This is a genomic window from Rhizobium oryzihabitans (genome assembly GCF_010669145.1).
Classification (GTDB): Bacteria; Pseudomonadota; Alphaproteobacteria; order Rhizobiales; family Rhizobiaceae; genus Agrobacterium; species Agrobacterium oryzihabitans.
Genome location: NZ_CP048637.1, coordinates 284,588 through 302,918, shown reverse-complemented (window position 1 = coordinate 302,918; position 18,331 = coordinate 284,588). Strand labels below are relative to the sequence as shown.

The following is an 18,331-nucleotide window of genomic DNA, read 5'->3' as shown; positions in this document are numbered from 1 at the left end:
CAAAACGGAATTATCAATTCCAAAATTCTCTATAAGTAAGAATAAATGATTACGACCCGATTTTCAACTTGACACTTCTTTTCCGGTGACATCGGCCACTAAATGGGCAACTCACTCGGTCTATCTGGATTTGAACCAACTCGAAAGATTGTGACATCCAATGCGTGAGCTGGACGAAGAGGCATCTTTCTTCGCCGCATATCTTGCTATTTGGAATGGTAGATCTGATCAACGAAGCGAACGTTAGTATCCTTCTCAGGCCAGTCTCAAAGACAGTTGTCCGCTGATACTTCACAGCTGAGGTAGATTCGGTCGCGACCAGATATGCATGTACCACATCAAAAACACGCTCGACTTTCGACGATGCCTACCGACACGTCTTCAAACTCTGGAGATAGAGTTTATTTTTACGCTGCAGACAAAGGGGGAACTCATTTAGAAATGTATTCCTATTACGGGTCGAAACTCAGCAAATGTAACAACAAATAACTTTGTTTCGCTTCATTCTCGAATTGGCTCGAAAGGAAAGTGCACGATTTCAGGCAGCGGGAGCGAAGGCCCCAACATCGCAAATCGAGTGTTGCCCACGCCGTGCAAATTTGAGTATCTCTCTGTTCCCGATGTTGGATCACGGTAAGACCTGTTCGCATATCCTAACATCGCTTCTCGATAGGCCAAGAAGTGGCGTTGTCACGTTGTTCGTGGCTTAACGGTTGACGGATAACCGGACGTGATGAGCACGCCGACCATCAGCTACAAGAACCACCGTTTCCCACCGCATATCATCGCCCATGCCGTCTGGCTGTATTTCCGGTTCCCGTTAAGCCTGCGGCTGGTGGAAGAAATGCTGCTGGAGCGCGGCATTGTCGTGTCCTACGAAACGATCCGGCGCTGGGGCCGGAAATTCGGTGCGGCCTACGCAAAGCGACTGCGCAGAAAGACGCCGTCGCGAGAGGATATCTGGCATCTGGACGAAGTGGTCGTGACGATCGGCGGGCGAAAGCATTGGCTTTGGCGAGCCGTCGACCAGGACGGATATGTTCTCGACGAGATCGTGCAGACCCGTCGAGACACCAAGGCTGCCAAGCGATTGCTGATCAGGCTGCTGAAGAAGCAAGGCCTCGCGCCAAAGAGGATTGTCACCGATAAACTGCGTTCATACGGGGCGGCAAAGCGAGATGTGATGCCGGCCATTGAACATAGATCACACAAGGGCCTTAACAACCGTGCGGAAAATTCCCATCTGCTGCTGCGAAAACGAGAACGAGTGATGCAGGGCTTCCGATCCGTCGGCAGTCTGCAACAATTTGTCCCCGTGTTTTCAGCGGTTAGAAATCATTTCGTCCCGTCGCATCAAAAACACTCCGCCCTCGCCACCCACATTCATCGGATCCGCGCCATGGCGCACTGGAAGGCCGTGACCGGCGCAACTGCCTGAGTTTAACTGAAAGTGCTTCGTCCGGCCTCAGTCGAACAACGTGACAACGCCCGCCGATAACCTGCTTTTTCCAGCTTTTGTCGAAACTGTCATAGCCTGTCTTTACGCGAAGAGCCCATGGTTTGCTCTTGTCCGTCAAGAGATCCGAGGGGTCGAGCGTCTGGAACATAACAGAGCCTCCGACAGCGTCAGCTCCCCATAAGACGGAATTTGGTCCCTTGACGATTTCCACCGCCCGGAAATTGTCCATGTCGAAGAAGTCGCGGCTTCCATCGGTGATCTGTTCCTGCACGCGAGAGCCATCTACGGTAAGCTGGACGCGGTTACCGCTCATGCCGCGGATTGTGAAGCCGTTAAGTTGGCCCCATGGATTGGTCAGTGACGTGCTGCGACCGACACTCACTCCTGGTTCATGGCGTACAAGATCCTGAATATCGCGCACATTGTGGTCGTCCAGTTCTTCGCGTGTGATAACCGAAATTGATTGCGGTACGTCGAGAACACGCTTTGTTTTACGCGTCGACATCACAACGATCTTTTCCAGCACTGTGGTTTCGCTGCTAGTTTCGTATGAGTGTGTTGCGCTATCTGCGTCCTGTGCCATTGCTGACGTGCCCGTGAGCATTCCGATGGCTGCAACTGATGCCGTAATGGCTTGAAAATGACGTGAGAAAACGGCCTTTCGGCCCATTGTACGAACGTGTCGCATACCCGCCCCTTTAGAAAATTACGAAGGTCCCGGCGGCGTGCTAATTAATATGACAAAAAGAATCAAGTTCAAAGATGAATTAAATGGTCAACTTTATTTATCCGTCCACGGTTCGACGAGATATTCCCATCAATCCATACCTTCGACGACCGCGGTTCGAATGCGCTTGCCAGTTGTTCATACAAGACGTTGGCCGAGTTGCGTGCAAGCTTGTTCTGGACGATAGTGGCGGCCGCCACGTCTGCATGTCCTGACCACCCAGCCAATGTATGAATGCAGACCTCAAGTCCGCGTGGAGTCACACAAGCTCCGCGTAGACGCCACCCCATCCTCGAGTATGTTTACAATCTACCCGCAATATTCGCCTGAAAGGCGATGAAACATAGTCAGATGGCCGCAAAGAAAATTCCGATCATGAGGAAAATGCGCTTGCTTGAGGCAGTCGAACGGCTAGAGATCCTGTTCGGTGATCCGGGCGGTGAGAATGAGCGGCTGGCGTGTTTTCATAGTGAAGGTCGACTCAACGAATTGGCGGGTTCATTCTATGACTGGCTCAATTCTGCGTAGAACCCCACACAGCGCAACAAATTGACTCGTCCCAACGATTTACGGGGAAGGTTTAGTCAGGCCTTTCCAACAGCAATCAGAGTTGCACGCAGTCTGCTGCTTGCGAAATCCAGGAAGCGTCGGGTTTTTTGAGGCAATTGTGGTAGAGCCGCATGTAGAATGTGAACCGGGGCAGGCTCTCCTTCGAATGATGCTAGCAGCAGACGCAACCGGCCGGCAACAAGTGCTTCTGCCGCTTGATAGTGCAGGAGCCGGACAAATCCCAACTCTGCCTCAGCCGCATCGATCGCCGCTTCCGTGCTTGGGACGAGCAACCGGATTTGCCCTTCAGGCCAGTAGATTTTGGTTTTCTGTGGCTCTGGGGCGTCGGCTGGCGTTGGTAATGTGAGCTTTATGGAGGGTAGAAATTTCAGATCATCTGGGTGTTGAACTTCTCTGTGACGATCAAGAAGTGCTGGACTGGCAACGACCACCGTCCGCATGCTGCCCAGCCGAGTACCAATCAGGCTAGTGTCAGCTAACGCCCCGATCCGTACCGCGATGTCCGCGGCACCCGCCGCAAGATTGACATTGCCGTCGTTGAGTTGCAGATCGACAGAAATCCCCTCGTGAAGGGTCAGGAAGTCCTTGACGATTGGCAATACGTGGAGGCGACCAAACATTCTCGGTGCGCTAACAACCAGCCGTCCGGTCGGCTCGCGGAATTCACCTGCTGCCTCTCGCTCCACTTCCGCCACTTGCGTTATGATTTGGCGTGCGCCTGCGAGGTATCGCTGTCCGGCGTCAGTCAGCGACAACTTACGGGTCGATCGAACCAGAAGGGCGGCACCCAAGTGCTGTTCGAGTTGTCCAATCTTTCGGGTGAGTGTTGCCACCGGCACGCCGCGCTTTTTCGCGGCAGCCGAAAAGCTGCCCTCATCCAGCGTGTCGATCAATAACGACATTGCCTCCAGACGATCCATGGATCTCCTCACTTTTCGATCAGATGTTATCCGAAATCCGCTAATTATGCATCGCTGTACGAAGGATTATGTTTAGCTGTGACGGTGCCATGCCAAACGTTAGGCGTTGGGAGACAGTAATACTTATGGATTTCTGGATATAGCGGTAACGCCTGCGGGTCGTGAGGTGCAACAGCAACTTGGTGTCGCATCCATGTGCGAAAATTTCCACGGCATCGGTTCTTGAGGGAACGATGGGTCGGGCTGAGCGTGTCGTGCGGCTTCGATTGCAAAACTTTGACTGGAATTGCCCTCAGCACATCATGCCCCGCTACACGCAGGAGCAACTTGAAGATGGCTTACGCCCGATCCGGAAGCGGCTTGCAGAGCTGGAAGCTGAGAATGCTAACTGCGCGAGCAACTGGCGCAGACATCTTGCCAATCAGGAGAATCTCATGACAGTAAGTTATAAAACACAGCAGGTCGGTGAAGTGAAGGTGTTCTATCGGGAGGCCGGCGCAAGAAATGCTCCGGTTCTGCTTCTGCTTCACGGTTTTCCGACGTCGAGCCACATGTTCCGGGACCTCATCCCGCTTCTCGCCGAAAAATTTCGTGTGATAGCGCCAGACTTGCCGGGATTTGGATACACGCAGGCTCCAGAGCGCGGACGTTTCGAATATACGTTTGACAATCTGGCAAAAGTCATCGACGACTTTACGCAGGCCCTGTCGCTTGATCAATATGCACTTTACGTTTTTGACTACGGTGCGCCGGTTGGTTATCGGCTTGCGGCGGCACATCCGGAGCGGGTAACGGCGATCATCAGCCAAAACGGCAATGCTTATCTCGATGGCTTCTCTGACCAGTGGGACGCTTGGCAGAACTACTGGCGTGACCCCACGCCGCAGACACGAGAGGCGTGCCGTGAAACGCTGTCGCCGGATGTGATCGAGAACTGGCAGTATCGTACGGGTGCCGATCCTCAACGACTCGGCCCTGATGGTTACATGCTCGATATCGCGTTAATGGCGCGGCCGGGTGCTGCGGAAATCCAACTCGATCTCGTTTTGGATTATCGGACAAATCTAGAGCGGTATCCTGAATTTCAAGAGTATTTCCGCACGAGCCAACCGCCATTCCTCGCGGTCTGGGGTCGTCACGATCCAGCCTTCATTCCAGCCGGAGCTGAAGCCTACAAACGCGACCTTCCAAATGCACATGTGCATCTGCTCGACACCGGCCATTTCGCGCTCGAAACCCACGCGAGCGAGATAGCCCAGATCATCCGCAGTTTTCTCGGTCGATATCTATAGACAGGCACACGTGTCGCTCAATAGTGGAATGTGAGGCCGATGAACTGTGAGAACCGCAGCTTTTTTTCGCCGCGGGAGTCGAGAGTTTGCAAATCTATTCTCGCTGGCGGCACTTCGCTCCGGGGTATTGAGCCTGCTGTCAGCGGACGCACCCCTCGTCTCTACCATGCTGTCGCGTTCGTACTGCGAACTGTCGATGAAGACCCTTACGCCTCCCGCGTTTCCGATAAGGGTTCGCGGCGTTGTCACGTTGTTCGACTGAGGCCGGACGAAGCACTTTCAGTTAAACTCAGGCAGTTGCGCCGGTCACGGCCTTCCAGTGCGCCATGGCGCGGATCCGATGAATGTGGGTGGCGAGGGCGGAGTGTTTTTGATGCGACGGGACGAAATGATTTCTAACCGCTGAAAACACGGGGACAAATTGTTGCAGACTGCCGACGGATCGGAAGCCCTGCATCACTCGTTCTCGTTTTCGCAGCGGCAGATGGGAATTTTCCGCACGGTTGCTAAGGCCCTTGTGTGATCTATGTTCAATGGCCGGCATCACATCTCGCTTTGCCGCCCCGTATGAACGCAGTTTATCGGTGACAATCCTCTTTGGCGCGAGGGCTTGCTTCTTCAGCAGCCTGATCAGCAATCGCTTGGCAGCCTTGGTGTCTCGACGGGTCTGCACGATCTCGTCGAGAACATATCCGTCCTGGTCGACGGCTCGCCAAAGCCAATGCTTTCGCCCGCCGATCGTTACGACCACTTCGTCCAGATGCCAGATATCCTCTCGCGACGGCGTCTTTCTGCGCAGTCGCTTTGCGTAGGCCGCACCGAATTTCCGGCCCCAGCGCCGGATCGTTTCGTAGGACACGACGATGCCGCGCTCCAGCAGCATTTCTTCCACCAGCCGCAGGCTTAACGGGAACCGGAAATACAGCCAGACGGCATGGGCGATGATATGCGGTGGGAAACGGTGGTTCTTGTAGCTGATGGTCGGCGTGCTCATCACGTCCGGTTATCCGTCAACCGTTAAGCCACGAACAACGTGACAACGCCCGAGAGCGAGTTGGCAGAAATCCGCAAGGGTGTAGGAATGGTTTTCCAGCAGTTCAACCTGTTTCCCCACAAGACTGTCCTGGAAAACATTACGATCGCACCGATGCGTGTGCGCAAGAAGTCGAAGGTCGAGGCGGAAGCCGCTGCTATCAAGCTGCTCGGCCGGGTAGGCCTGCTTGATCATGCGCACAAATTTCCTGGTCAGCTGTCCGGAGGCCAGCAGCAGCGAGTGGCCATTGCCCGGTCTCTCGCTATGGAACCGCATCTGATGCTTTTCGACGAGCCGACCAGCGCGCTTGATCCGGAAATGGTTGGCGAAGTTCTCGACGTCATGCGGGAACTGGCAGCCGAAGGCATGACCATGATGATCGTGACCCATGAGATGGGCTTCGCGCGCGAGGTTGCGGATCGGGTCGTCTATATCGATCAGGGTTCGATCCTGGAAATCGCCAAGCCGGATGTGTTCTTTGACAGTCCGCAGAATGATCGCGCGCGCTCGTTCCTCGCCCGCGTCCTCAAGCACTAAGGTAGTGATCCAGTTCGCGATGGCTTCTTTCAAGGTCAGGCGCCGCGAGCTGGCATTTATGTTTCTCTGATGTCGCCCGAACAAGAGGGTCCGTGTCGGAAGATACCGGATGCTGCGTTTGTGAAGCCAAGCCGGATCGTCCTCGGCTTGGTGATTTCCCGGAATGATGCGCGAATGTCTTCTCCGGAAACATTCTGACCGGCATTCCGTGCTTCTCTCGTACCACCATACCTGGCATCACCGGCTGAAGGTCCGAGCAAAATCGCTGCGGTCGGGCGGCAGCACTCGGAAGCGGTCCAATCCCGCTCTCCATCGATGGCGTCCTGGCCCAGGTCCGGATCTTCCACGATCAACCCGCAAGGGGTCCGCTAGCAAGCTGCGGCCGCTCAGGGCTGCGCCATCGCGGTGATCGCGCCCGTCCCCGTGCCTTTTGAGGAGCCATCGAGCGGGAATTGGCCCGCTCCCAAATGGAGCCTTTCACATGTCTCACGATCTTGCCCTGGCACACTCCCACGCCTTCCAGCTTTGCCGCGACCTCATGGTCCCGGTCACCGTCTTCGAAATCGACGGCGAATACGGCGTCCTGCCCTCCGACGAGATCGACGCGGGCGACGACCTCGACATCGTGCACGAGTTCAATCCCTGGCCGGCTCATTGAGCCGGCAATTGCCGTTCCGGATGCCGCTGGCGACCTGTCGGCGGCAAGGGAAGCTTCGCCGCGGGCAGTGCAAATTTGCACCTTGATCCCCGCGCCCTTGCCCCCTCTGCTCTTCGCGGCGGCCGGGAAATGTCCCGCCGGTTTGCGGGGAGATAAATTGAGGAGCGATCGCAGGCGATCGGGAAAATTATGAAGAGAGAAGAAATCGAGAGGATCCGCGAGGCCGTCAGCTGCGCCGCCGTCCTCGAACGGGCTGGCTTCGCACTCGATATCAAGGAAAGCACACGGCGGGCGGTGAAGTTCCGCAGAGGATCGGAGATCGTCATCGTTACGCGTGACGGCCGCGGGTGGTTCGATCCGCTGAGCGAGGACAAGGGTGACGTGTTCACCCTCGTCGCCCTGCTCGAGCATCTGTCATTTCCAGACGCCGTCGATAGCGCTGGCGAATTGATCGGCTATCAGGTGGCGCCTGTGGTCTGGAAAAAGACCCCGACCAACGCCGAGCCCGTCGACCTGACTACCCGTTGGAAGGCGCGCCGCATCCCAGGCACGGGTTCCGGAGCCTGGCGTTATCTTTGCTCGACGAGGGCGATCCCGGCTTCGATCATGCGCGCCGCCATCAGTCAGGGCAGCCTGCGGGAGGGGCCGTATGGCAGCATGTGGGCGGCACACCGGGATAATTCCGGTGCGGTCGTTGGCTGGGAGGAACGCGGGCCCGACTGGCGCGGATTTTCGACAGGCGGCAACAAGATCCTCTTTCGGTTGGGTGAAGCGGATGCTCTTCGTCTTTGCGTGACCGAGGCCGCAATTGATGCGATGAGCCTCGCTGCGATCGAAGACCTGCAGGGTGGCAGCCTCTATCTCAGTACCGGTGGCGGCTGGTCGCCAAGGACCGAGGCGGCCCTGGTCGAGCTTCTCGGCCGTTCGGACACCCTAATCGTCTGTGCAACCGATGCCAACCACCAGGGCGATGCCTTCGCTGAGCGCCTGCAGGCCTTGGCCGCACAGCATGACCGCCGATCGGTTCGCCTGCGGCCGCCGCTGGAGGATTGGAACGAGGTCCTGAAAGAGAGAAGAAGAGAAGGATCGGAGAATGAGAATAGAAAGAGGCGTGCCGCATCGCCATCGACCGCATCAAGGAAGGCTGCGCCCGGCTAAAGCCGGCCCTTGACCCGGCCGACGGGCAAGCCGGCGTTCCGGAAGGTGTCTTGAGGGACTGAAAGAAGGTGATGGAGTGGCCATCGCCGGGTCCCGAACACCTGAAGGAGCCAGCTATGAACACCTCTGCCCCGATCCGCAAGATCTTCGAAGGCGTCGCAACGCGCGGCCAAATGTTCCGTCTTTTCGATCGTCACAACCAGCGCCCCGATCGGTGGCAGACCGATGCTGGACCGCTGTACAGCGGCGAATGGTTCGAGATCGACGGGTATCTGTACGACTACATGCTCAATATCCTGCCGCCCTTGTGGATGCGTGGCCCGATCTTCGCGATGCGTGAGTTTCTGACTGGCTCGGTGACCAGCGTCTTTTACGCACTCCGGATCGACGGGAAGACCAGATACTTCCACGGCTATTGCGATCTCTCCGATACGAGTTCGGTCGAGACGATGCGGGCGGCGATCTTCGAGCGCGAGACGCAGCCTGTCCGGGCCATGAACCGCGAGGAGCGGCTCGAGCATATCTGGAGCAGCACCGCGGACGCCTATCGCGGCTATGCCGGCGATCGCTTTCCGTCGGCCATGAGGGGTCAGCGCACGGTCATGCTGTGGAGTGGCACGAACGGGTCAATCCTGAAGCCGCTGGACGATCTCACTGATACCGAGATCGCAGCAAAGCTGCCCGTTCACATGCGACATTTGCCCGGCATCGCGGCCTAAAGGCCATCCACTCCGTCGATCTTTCCCAGCCTTCTCGAACTGCCCGCCCCGACGGGTGGTCGATGGCGCGCGCCCGAAAAGGAGCACTTCTGATGAGCAATGATCCGTTCACCCTCGACATGTTTGGCAACTCGGCCCTGTCGTCCGGCCTCGGTCTCGGCGTCACCGCGTTTGGCGGTTTCGATTCCGTCGCAGCCAATGATGACGATCCCGATCCCACGCCGCCGACCCCTGCCCCGGCACTGCCGGCGGCTTCAGCGCCGAAGCGCGTAACTGACCAGCGCCAGAACTACGTGCTGACGGAGGAACGCGGTCTCGGAATCAGCTGGAAGGATCGTGCTCGCGCCAATGTCGCTGCGATCTTGGTCGCCGACGGCATCGCCAAGCAGGAACGGCCGGCGACGCCGAAGGAACAGGCGCAGCTGATCCGCTTCACCGGTTTCGGAGCTTCGGAACTTGCCAATGGCATGTTCCGCCGACCGGGCGAGATCGACTTCCGCGAAGGATGGGACGCGCTTGGTTCTTCGCTCGAGACCGCGGTGTCGGAAGCAGACTATGCCTCGCTCGCGCGCTGCACCCAATATGCGCATTTCACGCCGGAATTCATCATCCGGGCGATTTGGTCCGGGATCCAGCGACTCGGTTGGCGCGGCGGCCGGGTGCTCGAGCCGGGCATTGGCACGGGCCTGTTCCCTGCCCTTATGCCTCAAGACTATCGGGAGACCGCCTATGTCACCGGGATCGAGCTCGACCCGGTAACGGCGCGCATCGTCCGCCTGCTGCAGCCGCGGTCTCGGATCATCGAAGGCGATCTTGCCCGCACGGACCTGGCGCCGATCTACGATCTCGCCATCGGCAACCCGCCCTTTTCCGATCGCACGGTTCGTTCCGACCGGGCATATAGGTCGCTCGGCCTGCGGCTGCATGACTATTTCATCGCCCGCTCGCTCGACCTGTTGAAGCCGGGGGCGCTGGCCGCCTTCGTCACCTCGCACGGTACGATGGACAAGGCCGACACGACCGCCCGTGTGCATATCGCCAAATCCGCCGACTTGATCGCGGCGATCCGGTTGCCCGAAGGCAGCTTTCGTCGTGACGCCGGCACGGATGTCGTCGTCGACATTCTCTTTTTCCGCAAGCGCAAGATTGGTGAGTCCGAAGGCGACCAGACCTGGCTCGATGTGGATGAGGTGCAGTCGGCCACCGACGATGAGGGAGCTATTCGGGTGAACCGTTGGTTTGCGCGCCATCCGGATTTCGTGCTCGGCACCCATGCCCTCACCTCCGGGCCATTCGGCGAGACCTACACATGCCGTGGCAATGGCGGCGCCGATCTTGAGACAGCGCTCACCGCGGCCATCGATCTTCTCCCGGACGGCCTCTATGACGGCGAGCCGACCCCGATCGACATTGATCTGGAGGACGAACTCGCCGAGATCGTCGATCTCCGACCGAAAGACAGCCCGGTCCGCGAGGGGAGCTTCTTCATCGACCGAGCCAAAGGCCTGATGCAGCTGCTGGACGGTTCGGCCGTTCCTATCGCCGTGCGCAAGGGCCGCTCCGGCGATGGCATCCCGGAAAAGCATATCCGGATTATCTCGAAGTTGATCCCGATCCGCGATGCCGTCCGCGAGATGTTGAAGGCGCAGGAGACAGATCGGCCTTGGCGCGATCTTCAGGTGCGTTTGCGCCTTGCCTGGTCGGCATTCGTCCGAGATTTCGGCCCTATCAACCACACCACAGTCTCGGTCCAGGAGGACCCGGAGACCGGTGAGGTCAAGGAAACCCATCGCCAGCCGAACCTTGCACCTTTCCGCGACGATCCCGATTGCTGGCTGGTGGCCTCGATCGAGGACTATGATCTGGAGACCGATACGGCGAAGCCGGGTCCAATATTCAGCTCCCGTGTAATCGCTCCGCCGATGTCGCCCGTCATCACCAATGCGGCCGATGCGCTGGCGGTCGTCCTCAACGAGCGTGGTCATGTCGATCTCGATCATATCGCCGAACTGCTGCATCTTGACGTCGCTGCCGTCATCGATGCGCTCGGCGACGAGGTGTTCCAGGATCCGGCCAGCGGCACCTGGCAGACCTCGGACGCCTATCTCTCCGGCTCGGTTCGCACCAAGCTCATTGCCGCGCAGGCGGCGGCAGAGCGCGATCCGGTCTACGAGCGGAATGTCCGCGCCCTGACCGATGTCCAGCCGGCCGACCTTCGGCCATCGGATATTACTGCCCGTCTCGGCGCCCCATGGATCCCGGCGGCTGACGTTGTCGCCTTCGTGAAGGAGAGGATGGATGCCGAGATCCGCATCCACCACATGGCGGAACTCGGCTCCTGGACTGTGGAAGCGCGCCAGCTCGGCTATTCCGCAGCCGGCACGTCCGAATGGGGCACCAGCCGTCGGCATGGCGGCGAGCTCCTCGCCGATGCGCTGAATAGCCGTGTCCCGCAGATCTTCGACGTGTTCAAGGATGTCGACGGCGAGCGGCGAGTTCTGAATGTCGTCGATACCGAGGCCGCGCGCGACAAGCTGCAGCGGATCAAGCAGGCGTTTCAGGACTGGGTCTGGACCGATCCCGATCGCACCGATCGGCTCGCCCGCGATTATAATGACCGCTTCAACAACATCGCGCCGCGAAAATTCGACGGTTCCCATCTGAAACTTCCAGGCGCCTCTGGCGCCTTCGTTCTTTATGGGCATCAGAAGCGCGGTATCTGGCGGATCATCGCCGATGGCTCCACCTATCTCGCCCATGCCGTCGGCGCGGGCAAGACGATGACGATGGCGGCCGCGATCATGGAGCAACGCCGGCTTGGCCTGATCGCCAAGGCGATGCTGGTCGTGCCCGGCCATTGCCTGGCCCAGGCTGCGCGTGAGTTCCTGGCGCTCTATCCAAATGCCCGCATCCTCGTGGCGGATGAGACCAACTTCACGAAGGACAAGCGCGCCCGGTTCCTGTCGCGGGCGGCGACCGCCACTTGGGATGCGATCATCATCACCCATTCGGCGTTCCGCTTCATCGCCGTGCCGTCAGCCTTCGAACAGCAGATGATCCAGGACGAGCTGCAGCTCTACGAGGATCTGCTGACCAAGGTCGACAGTGAAGACCGCGTCTCGCGCAAGCGCCTCGAGCGGCTGAAGGAAGGCTTGCAGGAGCGGCTCGAAGGGCTCGCCACCCGCAAGGACGATCTTCTGACCATCTCCGAAATCGGTGTGGATCAGATCGTCGTCGACGAGGCGCAGGAATTCCGCAAGCTCTCCTGCGCCACCAACATGTCGACGCTGAAGGGCATCGATCCGAATGGATCGCAGCGCGCCTGGGATCTCTTTGTAAAGTCCCGCTACATCGAGACGAAGAACCCCGGACGGGCTTTGGTGCTGGCGTCAGGCACGCCTGTAACAAATACCCTTGGCGAGATGTTCTCGATCCAGCGCCTGCTCGGCCACGAAGCGCTCCATGAACGGGGCCTGCATGAGTTCGATGCCTGGGCATCCTGCTTCGGCGACACGACGACCGAACTCGAAATCCAGCCATCCGGCAAATACAAGCCGGTCAGCCGCTTCGCGAGCTTCGTTAACGTGCCCGAGCTGATCGCCATGTTTCGGTCCTTCGCCGATGTGGTGATGCCGGATGATCTTCGTCAGTATGTCAAGGTGCCGAACCTGTCGACCGGCCGCCGGCAGATCCTGACGGCCAAGCCGACGGCGCTGTTCAAGACCTACCAGCAGACGCTGGATACCAGGATCAAGGCGATCGAAATGCGCGAGGGGCCGGCCAAGCCCGGTGACGACATTCTGCTCTCCGTCATCACCGATGGCCGTCATGCTGCGATCGACCTGCGCTTCGTCATGCCGGCGGCCGGCAACGAGGACGACAACAAGCTCAATCTGCTGATCCGCAATGCACACCGGATCTGGAAGGAGACCGGCGAAGCCACCTATAGCCGACCCGACGGCAAGGACTTCGATCTGCCGGGCGCCGCCCAGATGATCTTTTCCGATCTCGGCACGATCAATGTCGAGAAATCGCGTGGGTTCTCAGCTTATCGCTTCATTCGCGAGGAGCTGATCCGGCTTGGCGTGCCGGCATCGGAAATTGCCTTCATGCAGGATTACAAGAAGACCGAGGCCAAGCAGAGGCTGTTCGGCGATGTCCGCGCCGGCAAGGTCCGCTTCCTGATCGGCTCGTCAGAGACGATGGGCACCGGCGTCAACGCGCAGCTTCGGCTGAAAGCCCTCCATCATCTTGACGTGCCGTGGCTCCCATCGCAGATAGAACAACGCGAGGGCCGGATCGTCCGCCAGGGCAACCAGCACGACGAGGTCGATATCTTCGCCTACGCGACCGAGGGCTCGCTCGACGCCTCCATGTGGCAGAATAATGAGCGCAAAGCCCGGTTCATCGCGGCCGCCCTTTCAGGCGACACCTCTATCCGCCGGCTGGAAGATGTCGGCGAAGGCGCCGCCAACCAGTTCGCGATGGCGAAAGCGATCGCGTCGGGTGACGAACGGCTGATGCAGAAGGCCGGGCTCGAGGCTGATATCGCACGGCTTGAACGGCTCCGCGCCGCCCACGAGGACGATCAATATGCCGTTCGTCGGCAGATGCGTGATGCCGAGCGCGAGATCGAGGTCTCGACGCGGCGCATCGGCGAAATCGGTGAGGACATCGTCCGGCTCCGGCCCACTGCCGGTGATGCGTTCACCATGACGGTGCTCGGTCAGGATTATACTGAACGCAAGGAAGCCGGCCGAGCGCTAATGAAGGAAATCCTCACATTGCTTCAGCTCCAACAAGAGGGCGAGGTACACTTGGCGACGATCGGTGGCTTCGATCTCGTTTACGAGGGCGAACGCATCGGCCGGGGTGACGGCTATCGCTATCAGACCCTCCTCCAGCGCACTGGCGCCGACTACGAGATCGAGTTGGCCATCACCGTCACCCCGCTCGGGGCGATTTCAAGACTGGAGCACGGGCTCGACGGCTTTGACGGAGACCGGCTTCAGTATCGCCGGCGCTTAGGAGAGGCCGAGCGGCGGTTGGCCTCCTACCGTTCGCGAGACGGAGGAGCCTTTGCATTTGCCGAAGAACTCGCGGAAAAGCGTGGTCGACTGGCCGAGATTGACGAAGAACTCGCCAGTGCCGCCCGCGGGGATACCAGCCTTGATGAAAGTCTTAATAGCCCCGTTGGTGGCTAAGAATTCTTGACGATATGCTCAAGCATGTCGCGGATATATAAACTGGGATAGACCGCGAAGCGGTCGCCGCGTGCGTTTGTGACGATACCTTCGAACCGAATGAAGCGCTCACTGTTGGCTGCCTTGACAATCGAAAATGCGGGTGACCCGCTCAGTCCATCGGGATCGATGCTGAGGCGGGTCGAGCGATCGTGTTTGATGAAGATGTTGCGATGCTCTGTGTCCAAAGCTTCGGGATTCGCGGGTTGCAAGTCCTGTCTCACCCAACGCGCGGTAAAGCTTTCCAGCGCAGAGTAGTCTTCTGGGTTTAGTGTAATGATGGCGGAGCTCGTTGGGTACCCTATTAGAAAGGAGTAATCTGCCGGGCTGGTGTCATCTGACCAAAGGATATTCGTCAAATCCAGATGGCTAGCTCTGTATGGCGCATCCACCTCCGCGAAATCGAAGAAAATCAGATCCTTGAGACTGCTATAGCCTTCTTCGTCGACGGATGGGATGTGAAGGTTGCTCGGTGGGATAGCGAGGGTTTTGCCGCCGACTTCCTTGAGGACAACATATTTTGATGCTTCCTGCGCACCATGTGCCGAGTTGGTTTGATGCGCCGTCGCGATCCCGAAATGCCAGCCTCGATATTTCCCTAAGAAGGATGATCCGAAGAACTGCAGCTCCCAATTTTCATCGCCAGTGGAAAACAATGCCGGCCGAACGAAGCGAGGCATGGAGTTCGGTGCATTTTTAAACGGCACGTATGCTCCGTTGATGCAAACGCTCATTTTCGCTTCGGCCGTTTTCCACGTTGGAATCATTTTTCCATTTCCCTCGTCAGTGACTTGCGAAGCCCATGGCCTCCGCGTCGGCGACCATTTCCTCGCACACTGTATCGGGATGTCGCGATGAGAACATATGCTCGATCGAGTTCCTCCAGATCAACGTATTCGTGCTCGCGCCACTGTGATTTAGCGGATAATATCTGCCGTCGGGCTGATCATGTCGATGATCCATTGTGAGGACGCGAGTGGGTGAAAGCGGGAACATCAAAAAAGTCTGAGGGTCGTTCATCCCCTTGAACTGCAGGCTGGGGTGATAGAACGCCACAGGGTTGTCCGACGTTACAAAAACAGGGCGTTCCGAGATGAGGATCGCCCAGCGGAGAGACATCAGCTGTTCTGCAAACCAACCGCATTTCTCCACGATGCTGATCCATGCCCTTTTAAGGTCTTCGTCGTTAGCTCCAAGATATTCCGCCCACGTGTCCTCTGAAATCTCGGAAGAGGTCTGCCCGATTCTGATATGGCTCGGCGGCCGGCTGTTGCCCTTTGCACTCGCGAGTACCGATTGGTGAAACCCTTTGGTCCATTCGAGAACCGACGGATTTCTCAGATACATGGTCGCCACCAACAGGGAGATCATTTTCCTGAACCAGCTCTTCGAGTAGTCCGGAAAATCTCCACATAGTGCCTTCCAGGCAGGGCTACCGAACCAAGTCTCTAAGTCTCCGAGTTTTCTCTCGAATCTGTCGTCGCGGCGGCCGGCTGTGTCTTGTGGCGAGTAGAGGTGGAATTTGACAGCCACCTTCGCAATTGGCTTGCGCTCCGCAACAAGCGTCTCCTTGCTTAATCGCCATATTTTCTCCTCGCTTTCTGGAGGGCATGCAAAATTCCGAAGGTATGCTTGAGGCACCCAATGGCATTTCTTGGTGATGTTTTTGCTCATCCGTCCTTCACCTTTGATTCCTCCGTCATTCTCCGAAAGGTTGTGGGGAAATAAAAGGAGGAAAAAGGATTGGGTCGCAGCGCGGTCCTCCTGCCGCCGCTCGTCGCTCAACCGCCGCCTGCGCCATCCCGGTCGGTCGTCCATCGCAGGGCAGTTGCCCCGCTTGTCCTTCCCGTCAGGGATGCTCGGCCGCAGTTGCGGCAGTCCGGCCGCGCTGCGGTCCAGGAGGTGTCTTCGGAAAGAATGAAGACAGGAAGGGCTGGCAAGGCGCCGGCTCGCAAATCTCCCGAAAGGACAGTCCCATGCAGATCCAGAAGGTCGATCCTCGCGCTCTGAAGGAAAACCCAGACCGTATGCGCCAGACGAAGTCGTCACCGCAGGCAGATGCGTTGATGCTCGCCACGATCAAAGCCGTTGGGATCGTCCAGCCGCCGATAGTCGCGCCGGAAGCGGGTGGTGGCAATGGCTACATTATCGATGCCGGCCACCGCCGTGTCCGCCTCGCAATCGCGGCTGGTCTCGAAGAAATCGAGATCCTGGTGGTAGACGCCGCCAACGACAACGGCGCCATGCGGTCCATGATCGAAAACAGTGTGCGCGAGGCGTTGAACCCCGTGGACCAATGGCGCGGTATCGAGCGGCTCGTTGCACTCGGCTGGACCGAGGAAGCGATCGCCGTCGCTCTCGCTCTCCCCGTCCGCCAGATCCGCAAGTTGCGGCTGCTGGCCAACGTCCTGCCGGCGATGCTGGAACAGATGGCACTTGGCGACATGCCCTCCGAACAGCAGCTCCGGATCATTGCAGCCGCTGGCGAGGTGGAGCAGAAGGAGGTCTGGAAGGCCCATAAGCCGAAGAAAGGCGACACCGCCGCCTGGTGGTCGATCGCCAATGCGCTAACGAAGAAGCGCATGTATGCCAAGGATGCCAGCTTCGGCGACGATCTCCGCGAGGCCTACGGCATCGAGTGGGTCGAGGACCTCTTCGCACCTGCCGATCAGGACAGCCGCTACACGACCAACGTCGAGGGCTTTCTCGGCGCCCAGCATGAATGGATGACGGCGAACTTGCCGAAGCGCGGCTCGATCGTTGAGGTGAACAGCTGGGGTCAGCCGGAACTGCCGAAAAAGGCGAGCCAAGTCTATGGCAAACCGTCGAAGTCCGATCATGCGGGCCTGTATCTCGACCGCGACGGAAAGGTCCAGACTGTCCACTACCGCATGCCGGAGGCCGCGAAGCGGAAGGGTGGCAGCGTTTCAGATGCCAGCGGAACCGCCGCGGAAGATGCGGTCTCACCGCCGAAGGCTCGCCCCGATGTGACGCAGAAGGGCCAGGACATGATCGGTGATTTTCGCACCGACGCTCTCCACGATGCCCTCAGCCGCGCGCCGATCGAGGACGACATGCTGATGGCGCTGCTCGTGCTCGCCTTTGCCGGGTTGAATGTCCGGGTCGATTCCGGCGCCGGCGGTGCGCTCTACGGCGGTGCTCGTTTCGGCCGCCATGCTGCGCGACTGATGACGGAGGATGGCAGGCTCGCATTTGACATGGATACGGTGCGTGTTGCGGCACGATCCGCTTTGATCGATGTGCTTTCGTGCCGCCGTGGCATCTCGAATAGCGGCGTCGTCTCGCGCTTGGCCGGCGAGGCGATCGGCGCAGACAGTTACCTCCCGAACATGGGCTCGGAGGACTTCCTCGCATCCCTGTCGCGCCAGGCGCTTGAAATCGTCGCCAAGGATGCCGGGCTCGAGCCGCGTGCGCGCGTTCGCGAAACCCGGTCGGCTCTCGTCACCCACTTCGAAGGCGAGGCGAACCTCGTCCATCCGTCTGCCTTGTTCGCGCCGGAGGCTGCTGACGTTTCTGCCATCCTCAAGCATCTCGACCAGGAGGAAGGCTCGCAGGAGGAGGTCGAGGCGCCGGATGGGAGTGCCACCGGCATCGACGCCCCGAATGAGGATGCCGACGACGATCTCGATGTCTCCGATTTGAGCGATGCCGATGATGATGCGGCGACGCTTGACGATCACGAGACCGCTTACGGGATCGCGGCTGAATAGCCGCAAACCTCTTCAGATCATGCGTTACGCCGCCGGCCCTTGGGCCGGCGGTTCGCATTTACAACACCCCTATGAAAGGAGCCCGGCAATGAACGGACCTTCAATCGCGCCTGCCATACACCCTTTAGGCAGCAATTCTGCCGCCGACCGTGTCGAATTCGGGACAAGCGCCGACGGGTTTCCCGTTGCTCGCATTGACGACGTCCTTCTCGGCCTCATATCCAACGGAACCGGCGATTTCTTTCTCGCCAGCGCCTGGCGGTTCACAAAGCCTTTGGCCGAAG

General features: G+C 58.7%; 11 protein-coding genes and 3 pseudogenes. 9 read left to right on the top strand and 5 right to left on the bottom strand.

What is annotated here, in order from left to right; translation table 11 throughout:
- Positions 1 to 720 precede the first annotated feature (720 nt).
- A pseudogene (locus tag G3A56_RS27115) lies at positions 721 to 1,438 on the top strand (IS6 family transposase).
- On the opposite strand, the gene G3A56_RS29170 reads toward G3A56_RS27115, so the two are convergent.
- Positions 1,329 to 1,985: a TonB-dependent receptor plug domain-containing protein gene (locus G3A56_RS29170; protein ID WP_246231465.1), complete on the bottom strand. Its 657-nt coding sequence runs from the start codon at positions 1,983 to 1,985 to the stop codon at positions 1,329 to 1,331. The pseudogene G3A56_RS27115 and the gene G3A56_RS29170 sit on opposite strands and share 110 nt — an antisense overlap.
- A gap of 552 nt (positions 1,986 to 2,537) precedes the next feature.
- On the opposite strand from G3A56_RS29170, the gene G3A56_RS27105 reads away from it, so the two are divergent.
- Complete coding sequence (locus G3A56_RS27105) at positions 2,538 to 2,714, top strand: hypothetical protein (RefSeq protein ID WP_164056964.1); 177 nt, start codon at positions 2,538 to 2,540, stop codon at positions 2,712 to 2,714.
- A gap of 56 nt (positions 2,715 to 2,770) precedes the next feature.
- Here the strand turns inward: G3A56_RS27105 and G3A56_RS27100 are convergent, their stop codons facing one another.
- On the bottom strand, positions 2,771 to 3,676 hold the full coding sequence (locus tag G3A56_RS27100; protein WP_125271690.1) for a LysR family transcriptional regulator: 906 nt from the start codon (positions 3,674 to 3,676) through the stop codon (positions 2,771 to 2,773).
- Positions 3,677 to 4,110: 434 nt separating this feature from the next.
- Here G3A56_RS27100 and G3A56_RS27095 point away from each other — a divergent pair, with 434 nt between their 5' ends.
- The gene (locus G3A56_RS27095; RefSeq protein ID WP_125271692.1) at positions 4,111 to 4,968 is read left to right on the top strand and encodes an alpha/beta fold hydrolase; all 858 of its coding nucleotides are present in this window, start codon (positions 4,111 to 4,113) and stop codon (positions 4,966 to 4,968) included.
- A gap of 289 nt (positions 4,969 to 5,257) precedes the next feature.
- On the opposite strand, the pseudogene G3A56_RS27090 reads toward G3A56_RS27095, so the two are convergent.
- Positions 5,258 to 5,975 (bottom strand): annotated as a pseudogene (locus G3A56_RS27090) (IS6 family transposase).
- 38 nt (positions 5,976 to 6,013) lie between these two features.
- Between G3A56_RS27090 and G3A56_RS27085 the strand changes: the two are divergent.
- From G3A56_RS27085 to G3A56_RS27070, 5 genes and pseudogenes are all read left to right on the top strand, one after another.
- Positions 6,014 to 6,538: pseudogene (locus tag G3A56_RS27085) on the top strand (amino acid ABC transporter ATP-binding protein); the annotation flags it as partial.
- Between the two features lie 481 nt (positions 6,539 to 7,019).
- Positions 7,020 to 7,196: a hypothetical protein gene (locus G3A56_RS28505; RefSeq protein ID WP_170311465.1), complete on the top strand. Its 177-nt coding sequence runs from the start codon at positions 7,020 to 7,022 to the stop codon at positions 7,194 to 7,196.
- Between the two features lie 189 nt (positions 7,197 to 7,385).
- Positions 7,386 to 8,354 carry a DUF3991 and toprim domain-containing protein gene (locus tag G3A56_RS27080; RefSeq protein ID WP_125271645.1) on the top strand — a complete coding sequence of 323 codons (969 nt, stop codon included), beginning with the start codon at positions 7,386 to 7,388 and terminating at the stop codon, positions 8,352 to 8,354.
- A gap of 116 nt (positions 8,355 to 8,470) precedes the next feature.
- Positions 8,471 to 9,073 (top strand): DUF1419 domain-containing protein, encoded by a 603-nt coding sequence (locus G3A56_RS27075; protein ID WP_164056963.1) that lies wholly within the window; start codon positions 8,471 to 8,473, stop codon positions 9,071 to 9,073.
- A gap of 92 nt (positions 9,074 to 9,165) precedes the next feature.
- The gene (locus tag G3A56_RS27070) at positions 9,166 to 14,277 is read left to right on the top strand and encodes a DEAD/DEAH box helicase family protein (protein WP_164056962.1); all 5,112 of its coding nucleotides are present in this window, start codon (positions 9,166 to 9,168) and stop codon (positions 14,275 to 14,277) included.
- On the opposite strand, the gene G3A56_RS27065 is transcribed toward G3A56_RS27070, so the two are convergent.
- Both G3A56_RS27065 and G3A56_RS27060 read right to left on the bottom strand, forming a co-directional pair.
- Positions 14,274 to 15,083 (bottom strand): hypothetical protein, encoded by an 810-nt coding sequence (locus G3A56_RS27065; protein ID WP_125271647.1) that lies wholly within the window; start codon positions 15,081 to 15,083, stop codon positions 14,274 to 14,276. The genes G3A56_RS27070 and G3A56_RS27065 overlap by 4 nt on opposite strands.
- Before the next feature lie 16 nt (positions 15,084 to 15,099).
- Complete coding sequence (locus tag G3A56_RS27060; RefSeq protein ID WP_164056961.1) at positions 15,100 to 15,990, bottom strand: DUF4238 domain-containing protein; 891 nt, start codon at positions 15,988 to 15,990, stop codon at positions 15,100 to 15,102.
- Between the two features lie 302 nt (positions 15,991 to 16,292).
- Between G3A56_RS27060 and G3A56_RS27055 the strand changes: the two genes are divergently transcribed.
- On the top strand, positions 16,293 to 18,047 hold the full coding sequence (locus G3A56_RS27055) for a ParB/RepB/Spo0J family partition protein (protein ID WP_125271649.1): 1,755 nt from the start codon (positions 16,293 to 16,295) through the stop codon (positions 18,045 to 18,047).
- Positions 18,048 to 18,331 lie beyond the last annotated feature (284 nt).